The sequence below is a fragment of the Pseudomonas sp. Irchel s3f19 genome, from assembly GCF_900187555.1.
Taxonomy (GTDB): Bacteria; Pseudomonadota; Gammaproteobacteria; order Pseudomonadales; family Pseudomonadaceae; genus Aquipseudomonas; species Aquipseudomonas capeferrum.
Genome location: NZ_FYDW01000004.1, coordinates 59,759 through 68,634 on the forward strand (window position 1 = coordinate 59,759; position 8,876 = coordinate 68,634).

Consider the following 8,876-nt stretch of genomic DNA (forward strand, 5'->3'; position numbering starts at 1 on the left):
AACATGAGGGGGCTGTACCGCCCTCTTCGCCGGGCAAGCCCGCTCCCACCGGTGCTCCACAAGGCTTTGGCTCAATGGGGATCCTGTGGGAGCGGGCTTGCCCCGCGAAGAGGCCGGTACAGCCCCCGATTTTTTTGCTAGCGTTGGCGCACTACAACAGGACGCGCGCCATGAGCAGCCTCACCCAACCGGCCACCGCCTTTCGCCACACCGCAGCCGACGGCTACAGCCTCGGCGGCTTCTGCTGGCGCCACGCCCAGCCCAACCCCCTGCGCCCGCTGGTGATCATCAACGCCGCCACCTCTGTGCGTTGCCGCTATTACGCCCGCTTTGCCGACTACCTGTTCGCCCATGGCTGCGATGTGCTGACCTACGATTACCGAGGCATCGGCGAATCACGGCCGCCGTCACTGCGTGGCTTCCAGGCGTCCTGGAGCGACTGGGGCCGGCTGGACTTCGAAGCCATGCTGGCCCACGCCGCGCAGGCGTTTCCCGGGCAACCGGTGGACGTGGTGGGGCATAGCTTCGGCGGTTGCGCGGTGGGGTTGGCACCGTCTGCCGGGCAGGTCAGGCGGGTGGTGATGGTGGGTGCGCAATTCGCCTACTGGCGCGATTACGCCGCTGATCAGCGTTGGCGGCTGTTCGGTAAATGGCATCTGGTGATGCCTTTGCTGACCCGTGCGTTCGGCTACTTCCCCGGCAAGCGCCTGGGCTGGATGGAAGACACGCCGGCCGGGGTGGTGCACGACTGGACGACCCGTACGCCACGCTATGAGCACCGGCCAAGCGGGCGCCGGTTGCAGGGGGTGCCGTTTGCACAGGTGCGGGGGGCGACGCTGGCAATCAGCCTGACCGATGACCCGTTTGGCACCGTGGCGGCTACAGAGCGATTGCTAGGGTACCTGCAGGGGGCTGAGCGTCAGCACCTGCGTATTGCACCTGTGGATATCTCGGTCGAGAAAATTGGCCATTTTGCGTTTTTCCATGACCGCTTTCGGGGCAGCCTGTGGCCGATTGCCTTGGCGTGGTTGCAGCAGGGCGGCTTGCCCGAAGAGGTGCCGGGGACGGTCATCAAATAACAGGGATCGGGTAACGTTTGTAGGCGCGGCCTCGCGTCGCGAAGAGGGCCGCAAAGCGGCCCCAGCACGCTCAAGCCTTACGCGAAAGTGGCTGCCCGGTGAACTTCACCCCAGCCAGGCCATGCGCGATCAGCGCACGGATATTGCCATGGTCGCTGCCCTCAGGCGTGGCCACCACATCGCGATAATGCTCACCAAAGGCCAACAGGGCCTCTTCATCGCTCAAGCCCTCCAGCAGCGCCAGCCCCAGGGTCTTGCACGAGCCTTCGTTCTGCCCGGCGGCATTTTCCACGCCGCCGTTGTTGAAGGCCTGTGGCTGATAGCTGTAGTGGGCGGCGATGAACGCCAAGGTATCGGCAAAGACGTGTTCGCCGCTTTTCAGGCTGGCGCGCAGGGTGTTCAGATCAGTCACGAGGTTTTCCTTTTTCGAACGCCGCGTGTTGTTCGGCGCTGGCTTCTTTCTGGTATTGGGCTTTCCACTCGGCGTAGGGCATGCCGTACACCGCTTCGCGGGCGTCATCCAGGCTGACATCGACCTGGCGCTCGTCGGCAGCGGCCTTGTACCACTTGGACAGGCAGTTGCGGCAGAAGCCGGACAGGTTCATCAGGTCGATGTTCTGCACGTCGGTGCGTTTTTGCAGGTGGTCGACCAGGCGCCGGAACGCGGCGGCTTCGAGTTCGAGCTGTTGTTGCGGGGTCATGGGCTTCTCTCAGGTCATGCGATTCTTCAGGTGGCGGCCACCGTTGATGACCACCTGGCTACCGGTACTGTACTGGCTTTCGAGCAGGTATTTGACCGTCTCGATCAGCGGGCCGGCGCCGGGCTCGAATTCCAGCAGGGCCTTTTTCAGGGTCTGCTGGCGGTAGGCTTCGTCACCCCCTTCCTTGAGGATCAGCAGCCCGGGCAGGATACCGTTGACGTGCACCTTGGGCGCGTACTTTTCGGCGAACGACAGCACCATGTTCTGCAGCGCGGCCTTGGTGGCGGCGTAGCCAATGTGGCTCTTGCTGCCCCGCGAAGAGGTTTCGTCGCAAATGTGGATGATGTCGGCCTTGCCCACGCTGCCTGCCTTGCCCAGCATCTCGCCGAGGGCCAGATTGAGGTGGTACGGCGCTTCGACGTGCAGGCGGAACATGGTGTCGAGGTTGGCCAGGCCATCGTCAAGCCACAGGGACGCGTTGTGGATGATCGCGCGCAAGCCGTCGTAGTGGCCTTGCAGGTAGTCGATCAGCGCCTGGCGGTCGGCAGCCTGGCACAGGTCGGCCTGGAACTGCACGATGTTGGGGTGTGCGGATTGCGGCTGCAGGCTGCGGCTGGCACTGACCACCGTATGGCCGGCTTGCGCCAGTTCGAGGGCCAGGGCCAACCCGACGCGCTGGCTGGCTCCGGTAACGAGAATTGGGCTGTTCATGTTCGGGGCGGTCAACTTGTCTGTCCTTTCGTTGCCGCCCAGCATACCCGAACTGTTTCCTTCTTGTAGACCAGCCCTCAGCGGCTGCGCAGGGCTGCAGCAGTAGCTGGGGCGGCATGCAGCCAGCCCGCCAGCAGGCGTGTGGAGAGGGGGATGAACAGGTACACCATCACAGGCGTCAGGGCCAGGGTACTGAGCATCACACGCGGCACCAGGTCCATGCCTGCCAGCCAATGCCCGAACAACAGGTTGAACAGCAACGAGACTGGGAAAAAGGCTAGCCAGATAGCGACTGCCTGCTTCCAGCGTGGCGGTTTTTGCACTCTATTGGTGCCAAACCAGTCATCGAGACCGCTTACGCGCGCTTCTTTGGGGCGTTCGAACAGCCCGTTGCCACGTTGCAGCCAGGCCCGGCGCGAGGCGGAATGTTCCCAGGCGTGCAGTGTAGGTTCGTCACTGAAGCGAAAGATGATCTGGAATTCATCGCTATCGCGAGGCGGCGCGAAGATGCCCGAACCGAGGTAGCCGGGGAAGTCGGTGGCCAGTTGCTCGCCTTCGTGGAGCCAAGCCAGCAGGGCCTGGTAGCGGCCATTGGCGGCGCGGCGCGACACCAGCAAGGTGACGGGTGGGGTAGACATCGTGTATCTCCTGGCGACGGGGCTGGCGGGTAGCTGGCCCCTTTGGCGGCGTCGCCCGGGGTGGTGGGCGACGCAGGCATGCATGCAAGAATCGGGCGCGAATTATCGCGATATGGCGTCGTACCGCAAGAGCAAAGGGGCGAACAGTTGTTAACATGCGCACTATGCTGTTCGTAGTAACATGCGCGTTCAACTTCCGCACACGGGTACTCAGTGCAGATGAGCAAACAGGGACGTACCTCGCCGATCGACGAGGGACTGCAACACCAGGAGCTGTTCCCGATTCGTGAAGTCTCCCGCCTGACGGGCGTAAACCCAGTGACCCTGCGCGCCTGGGAGCGCCGTTATGGGCTCATTCTGCCCACCCGTACCGACAGTGGCCATCGCCTGTACTCCCAAGCCGATATCGATGATATCCGCAACATCCTCGGCTGGCTGGAGCGCGGCGTTGCAGTGAGCAAGGTGGCTAGCATCCTTGTCCGTAGCCAGGCGCTGGTGGAGGATAACGGCGATGAGCAAAGTGCCCGGCTGAGATGGCGGCAGCAGATACACGAGGCGGTTCTGCGCTTTGATGGCACGCGCCTGCACCGTCTGTTCGACAAGGCGTTCGCGAGCCATTCGCTGGATCAGGTATTCGGCGAAATCTTCATGCCGGTGTGGCACGATTTGGCGGCAGGCCAGAGCGGCTACGGCCAGCGGGCCTTCGGCCAGGCCAGTGAATGGCTGTTCTTCGATCAGTTCATGCGCAGCCGCGTATTCGTGCGCTTGCAGCTATCGCGCATGCCGCGCAGCCGCAGCGTCTTGCTGGCGCCATTGGCGGGGCCTTGTCACGAGTTGGAATTGCTGGTGACGGCCTTGTTGCTGGGGTGCGATGAGGTGGAGGTAAGTGTGTTGGCGCCAGGGCAGCCTTTGCAAGAGCTGACGCTGATTTGCGAGCGGCTCAGGCCTGATGCCTTGGTGCTGTTTTCCAACCAGGCGCCGACCGCCGAGTTGAGCAAGCGCCTTGGGCGCCTGGTGGTGGGCCTTGAGTGCCCGTTGCTGCTGGCCGGTAAAGTGGCCGAGCTCGCCCAGGACAGCCTGGCAGGCAGCCCGGTAGCGTGCCTGGGGGCACAAGGCAGCGTGATGCGCCAACGGCTGCGGCAGTTTCTGGGGGGTCAGCTCGATACGTGACTGTGCAGCTCCGGGTGAGCCTGGCGATGGGCTTGCAGGATGTATTCGCGCAGGCGCTCGATCTCTTCGGCGGGGCTGCAGCTCAAATCGTAGGCCGCAAGGTCGGGGCCAATGCGCCGACGCAGCACGCCGTGCAGCTCGATAGGGGCAATGCCGGCAGGTGCAAAGCACAATTCGAAGCGCGCAGGGGCTTGTGCCAGGTCGCGGACCTCCAGCAAAGCGCCCTTGAACGAGATCTCGCGAACCCACAGGCCGCTTTGCTGATCATGTGCATCGAGCAGGGCGCTTGGCTGGTCCATGGACAAGCGCCATGGGCGCAGCATCGGGCCGTCTTCGTAGATTTCCGGGGAGCCTAACTGCAGGTGCAGGGCATGGAACTCGTCTTCCACCAGTTGCAGCGGAAAGCTGATCTGCTGGTTGTTGAACTGCGCCTGCAAGGTCACCTGCTCGTTGGCCACCAGGCGGGTGAGCAAGGTCTGAATCCGGCGGTCGCCATTGACCAGCAGGCTGGACATCGTGTCAGCCAGGTTGAACTGGGGCGAGTGCTGCATGTTCTGTATGAAATCCAGCTCGTCCTGGGTCAGGAGCGCATCTGCTTGCATGATCGAACTCGGCGGTGGCGATTTCTTCAACGGGATTGACCGTGCGAGGCGCGCTTGGTTCAGGAGCGTAGGTCAGATTTCTGACGAGCGTACATTTCTGCCAGTTCGCGCTCCAGTTCGACCTGGCGGCTGACCTTCCTTTTCGGCGACCACGATGCCGTCGTTGGACGCATCGACCATCGATTGCAGCAGTTGCGCGTTGATCATGTCCGGGCCATTGGGCGAGAAAAGGGGGCTGGTAGTTGGGTCGAGGCGGCCTTTTGCCAGCGTTGAATGCTAGTATCCTACGTTTTCACTCAGTTTCGGAATCCTCTTCCCGATGAAAGTCGCCATTATTTCCGGGTCGGTGTACGGCACCGCCGAAGAAGTCGCCCGCCATGCCGAATCGTTGCTCAAGGCTGCGGGCCATGAGGCTTGGCATGCCGCGCGTGCCACCCTGCAGGACGTAGAAGGTTTTGCCCCCGAGGCATTGCTGGCGGTGACTTCGACCACCGGCATGGGCGAGCTGCCGGACAACCTCATGCCGCTGTACAGCATGATTCGCGACACTTTGCCCGCCGCCTGGCGTGGTCTGCCGGGTGCGGTTATCGCATTGGGCGACTCCAGTTATGGTGATACGTACTGCGGCGGTGGCGAGCAGATGCGTGAGCTGTTCGCTGAGCTGGGGGTGCATGAAGTGCAGCCCATGCTGCGCCTGGATGCCAGTGAGACGGTGACCCCTGAAACCGATGCCGAACCGTGGTTGGCCTCGTTTGCGCAGGCCCTCAACGGCTAACCCGCTCCAACCTGCGATTCAACTGGCGCGCTCACGCAGCAACGCCAACCACGCCTGCGCTGCCCGTGACAAGTACGCCCCCCGCCGCCAGATGAACGCGATGTCCCAGCGCAGGTCCAGCGGCGCCTGCAGCGGCAAGCGCACCACCCCGGGGCGTTCCAGGGCCTTGGCCACCACCCGGGGCAGCAACACCACGCCCTGGCCCGCTGCCACCAACGCCACCAGAAAATCCGCCTGGCCACTGCGCCCGCCTTCTTTCGGGGTGAAGCCCTGTTGCTGGCAGGCCTTTAGCAACCGGTCATTGAGCACGAAGCTGCGCTGATACAGCAGAAACGGCGTATCGGCCAGTTGCCGCAGATGCACGCCATCCGCGCCCGCCAGCGCATGCCCGGCGGGCAGCAGGGCATCGAGTGGTTCGTTGCAGAAAGGCTGGTGCTCGAAGGCGCTGTCACTGGGCGTGAGGCTACCACCGAGTTCCAGCTCGCCGCTGCGTACCGCTTGCTCGACGCTACGGCTGCCGCCTTCAAGCAACTGGATGGTGATGTTCGGGTAGCGTTGCCGGTATTCGGCGAACAGGCCGGCGAACAGGGCATCGCTGCCCAGCATCGGCAAGCCCAGGCGCAGTTCGCCGCGAGCCATCTGGCCGAGGTCATCGAGTTCGCTGAGCAATGCCTGGCGCTGACGCAGCAGTGCTTCCCCGCGCTCCAGCACGATGCGCCCGGCCGCAGTCAGGTGCAGTTGCGAGGCTTGCCGTTCAAGCAGCGGCTGGCCCACGTCCTGCTCCAGCTGAGCCACTTGCTTGCTCACCGCCGACTGGCTGATGTGCAGGGTCTGCGCCGCCTGGGTAAAGCCCCCGCGGTGGACCACTTCGATGAAGCTGCGCAGTTGTTTGAATTCCATGTTTCCAATTCCATTCTGGAATGCAGGCCAGTCTAACAATTCGCTTCTGGCCTAGGCAGGTAAATCTTAAAATGAGGGCCTGTCGAGGTAGCCCCATGAAACCTGCGTTAGTGAAAAAAGCCCTGCGCCTGCTTGTCGAGTTGGCGACCCTCTATGCCTTGTTCCTGTTCGGCGGCCAGCTGGCTGCCTGGCTGGGCTGGCCGATCCCCGCCGGGGTCATGGGGCTGGCATTGCTTCTGCTGCTGTTCGCCAGCGGCGTGGTCAAGCCGGCCACGCTGCAACTGGGCGCCGGCTGGCTGATGGCCGAGATGTTGTTGTTCTTCATTCCGGCGCTGATGAGCCTGCTCGATTACGGCACCCTGGTGCGCGAAGAAGGTTGGCGCATTCTGTTGGTGATTGCCGTGAGCACGTTGATGGTCATGGTAGTGACCGCACTCACCGTCGAACTGGTGTGCCGCTGGAGCTTGCGCCATGAGCCTTGAACCCATGCCGTTGTTCTGGCTGGCGCTGACCTTGCTGGCGTACCTGGGCAGCCGCTGGCTGTACCGGCGCAGCGGGCGCTATGTGCTGTCTCCGCTGATCCTGGTGCCCGCATTGCTGCTGGCGGTGGCCGTACCGCTGCATACCGCCTATGCCGAATACGCCCGCAACACCCATTGGCTGATGGCCGTGCTCGGCCCGGTGACCGTGGCGTTCGCCGTGCCCATATGGCAACAGCGGGCGCTGCTGGCGCGTCACTGGCCGGCGCTGATGATGGGCATGCTGGCTGGCAGCACGGCCTCGATCGCCAGCTCGTGGGGGTTGGCCCACCTGCTGGCGCTGGACAATGCAACCAGCCTGTCGCTGGTGCCGCGCTCGATCACCACGCCGTTTGCCATGCCGCTGGCCCACGATTTGGGCGGCGTGCCGGAACTGACTGCGGTGTTCGTGATGTTCACTGGGGTACTGGGCGCCCTGTTCGGCGGTGTGCTGCTGCGCTGGTTGCCGTTGCGTACCGCGCTGGCGCGGGGCGCGTTGTTCGGGGTGGGCGCGCATGGTGCCGGAGTCAGCAGGGCGCAGGAAATGGGCCGCGAAGAAGGTTCCGTGGCCGGCCTGGTCATGGTCCTGACCGGGTTGCTGAACCTGTTCGCCGCACCGCTGCTGGCCATGCTGCTCTGACCGTTCGTGCCACTGACTCGCAAGGTCATCAAGCTGGCTGGCAACGCAAGTTTCAGCCCATGGGCTGCTGGCTAGACTCAGCCTCGACATAGAGAGCACATGTAAGTGCCGAGGTAACATGCAATGACCGCAGCCTTGCCCTATTCCGTCAACACAACTCCACCGGGACCGATCTGATGCCTTTGGCCGAAATTCCATTGTGCGTCTGGCGTACCCGGGGACAGAGTTTCATCTTCCGGGGCCAGAGCATCCGCTACTGGACCGCAGGGCAAGGAGAGCCCCTGCTTCTGTTACATGGCTTCCCCACCGCCAGCTGGGACTGGCACTACCTATGGACGCCTTTGGCGCAGCGTTTTCGGCTGATTGCCTGCGACATGCTCGGCTTTGGCGATTCGGCCAAGCCGGTCAACCATGCCTACAGCCTGATGGAACAGGCAGACCTGCAACAAACGTTGCTTGCCCATCTCAAGGTCAACCAGCCTGTGCACCTGCTGGCCCATGACTATGGCGGCAGCGTGGCCCAGGAGCTGCTGGCGCGGCACCACGAGCAGCGAGCGAACATCGCCAGTTGCGTGTTTCTCAACAGCGGGCTGTTCCCCGAGAGCTACCGGATGCTGCTGATCCAGAAGCTGTTGCTCAGCCGCCTGGGCTGGCTGGTGGGGCGCTCGTTCGGGCGGGACGACCTGGTGCGCAACGTGTCGCAGGTCTATGGCCCCTGCACCCACCCGAGTGAAAGCGCGCTGGATGATTGCTGGAGCCTGATCGCCGCCAACCGGGGCACGCGTATCTTGCACAAGCTGGTCGGCTACTTGCCGGAGCGCACCGTGCATCGCGAGCGTTGGGTGGGTGCGTTGCAACGCGAGGGGGTGCCACTGCGTTTCATCAACGGTGTGGTCGACCCGGTGTCTGGCGGGCGCATGGTCGAGCGCTACCGGCAACTGGTGCCGCAGCCGGATACCGTGCTGCTGCAGGGCATCGGGCATTACCCGCATACCGAAGCGCCGGTGCAGGTGCTGCGGCATTACCTGGCCTTTCGTGAGCAACCGCTGAGTTTCTTGCAGCAGAAGGTGGCGTGGTCTTGATGGGGCTTGCCCCTCCCAGCCCTCAGGCGATCACCCAAAAAAAAGGCCGCTGCAATCGCA

13 protein-coding genes are annotated in these 8,876 nt (G+C 63.4%); 6 read left to right on the forward strand and 7 right to left on the reverse strand.

Annotated features, from left to right (window positions below; translation table 11 throughout):
- The first annotated feature begins 170 nt into the window (after window positions 1-170).
- Window positions 171-1,079: an alpha/beta fold hydrolase gene (locus tag CKW22_RS12125; protein WP_033702923.1), complete on the forward strand. Its 909-nt coding sequence runs from the start codon at window positions 171-173 to the stop codon at window positions 1,077-1,079.
- 70 nt (window positions 1,080-1,149) lie between these two features.
- On the opposite strand, the gene CKW22_RS12130 is transcribed toward CKW22_RS12125, so the two are convergent.
- From CKW22_RS12130 to CKW22_RS12145, 4 genes are read right to left on the reverse strand one after another with little or no spacing between them, the layout of a single operon-like run.
- A complete protein-coding gene (locus tag CKW22_RS12130; protein ID WP_033702922.1) occupies window positions 1,150-1,491 on the reverse strand; it encodes a HopJ type III effector protein in 342 nt (113 codons plus the stop codon).
- Complete coding sequence (locus CKW22_RS12135; RefSeq protein ID WP_033702921.1) at window positions 1,484-1,780, reverse strand: DUF1244 domain-containing protein; 297 nt, start codon at window positions 1,778-1,780, stop codon at window positions 1,484-1,486. The genes CKW22_RS12130 and CKW22_RS12135 overlap by 8 nt, the downstream gene beginning before the upstream one ends.
- Before the next feature lie 9 nt (window positions 1,781-1,789).
- Window positions 1,790-2,536, reverse strand: coding sequence for a dihydromonapterin reductase (folM, locus tag CKW22_RS12140; RefSeq protein WP_050506172.1), 747 nt, complete (start codon window positions 2,534-2,536; stop codon window positions 1,790-1,792).
- A 32-nt stretch (window positions 2,537-2,568) separates the two neighbouring features.
- Window positions 2,569-3,129 carry an antibiotic biosynthesis monooxygenase gene (locus CKW22_RS12145; RefSeq protein WP_047582626.1) on the reverse strand — a complete coding sequence of 187 codons (561 nt, stop codon included), beginning with the start codon at window positions 3,127-3,129 and terminating at the stop codon, window positions 2,569-2,571.
- Window positions 3,130-3,348: 219 nt separating this feature from the next.
- On the opposite strand from CKW22_RS12145, the gene CKW22_RS12150 reads away from it, so the two are divergent.
- Window positions 3,349-4,299 carry a MerR family transcriptional regulator gene (locus CKW22_RS12150; RefSeq protein WP_047582628.1) on the forward strand — a complete coding sequence of 317 codons (951 nt, stop codon included), beginning with the start codon at window positions 3,349-3,351 and terminating at the stop codon, window positions 4,297-4,299.
- On the opposite strand, the gene CKW22_RS12155 is transcribed toward CKW22_RS12150, so the two are convergent.
- Together CKW22_RS12155 and CKW22_RS27815 are read right to left on the reverse strand one after the other, a co-directional pair.
- A complete protein-coding gene (locus tag CKW22_RS12155) occupies window positions 4,284-4,901 on the reverse strand; it encodes a hypothetical protein (protein ID WP_047582630.1) in 618 nt (205 codons plus the stop codon). The two genes, CKW22_RS12150 and CKW22_RS12155, sit on opposite strands and share 16 nt — an antisense overlap.
- Before the next feature lie 72 nt (window positions 4,902-4,973).
- Window positions 4,974-5,108: a hypothetical protein gene (locus tag CKW22_RS27815; RefSeq protein WP_256577296.1), complete on the reverse strand. Its 135-nt coding sequence runs from the start codon at window positions 5,106-5,108 to the stop codon at window positions 4,974-4,976.
- A 112-nt stretch (window positions 5,109-5,220) separates the two neighbouring features.
- On the opposite strand from CKW22_RS27815, the gene CKW22_RS12160 reads away from it, so the two are divergent.
- The gene (locus CKW22_RS12160; RefSeq protein ID WP_033702917.1) at window positions 5,221-5,676 is read left to right on the forward strand and encodes a flavodoxin; all 456 of its coding nucleotides are present in this window, start codon (window positions 5,221-5,223) and stop codon (window positions 5,674-5,676) included.
- A gap of 18 nt (window positions 5,677-5,694) precedes the next feature.
- On the opposite strand, the gene CKW22_RS12165 is transcribed toward CKW22_RS12160, so the two are convergent.
- The gene (locus CKW22_RS12165) at window positions 5,695-6,576 is read right to left on the reverse strand and encodes a LysR family transcriptional regulator (protein WP_033702916.1); all 882 of its coding nucleotides are present in this window, start codon (window positions 6,574-6,576) and stop codon (window positions 5,695-5,697) included.
- Between the two features lie 95 nt (window positions 6,577-6,671).
- Here CKW22_RS12165 and CKW22_RS12170 point away from each other — a divergent pair, with 95 nt between their 5' ends.
- The 3 genes from CKW22_RS12170 (at window position 6,672) to CKW22_RS12180 (ending at window position 8,816) form a co-directional block, all read left to right on the forward strand.
- Window positions 6,672-7,058, forward strand: a complete 387-nt coding sequence (locus tag CKW22_RS12170) for a CidA/LrgA family protein (RefSeq protein ID WP_033702915.1) — start codon at window positions 6,672-6,674, stop codon at window positions 7,056-7,058.
- Window positions 7,048-7,734 (forward strand): LrgB family protein, encoded by a 687-nt coding sequence (locus CKW22_RS12175; protein WP_033702914.1) that lies wholly within the window; start codon window positions 7,048-7,050, stop codon window positions 7,732-7,734. Before CKW22_RS12170 ends, CKW22_RS12175 begins: the two co-directional genes overlap by 11 nt.
- Window positions 7,735-7,910: 176 nt before the next feature.
- Complete coding sequence (locus CKW22_RS12180) at window positions 7,911-8,816, forward strand: alpha/beta fold hydrolase (protein ID WP_095064176.1); 906 nt, start codon at window positions 7,911-7,913, stop codon at window positions 8,814-8,816.
- The last annotated feature ends 60 nt before the right edge of the window (window positions 8,817-8,876 follow it).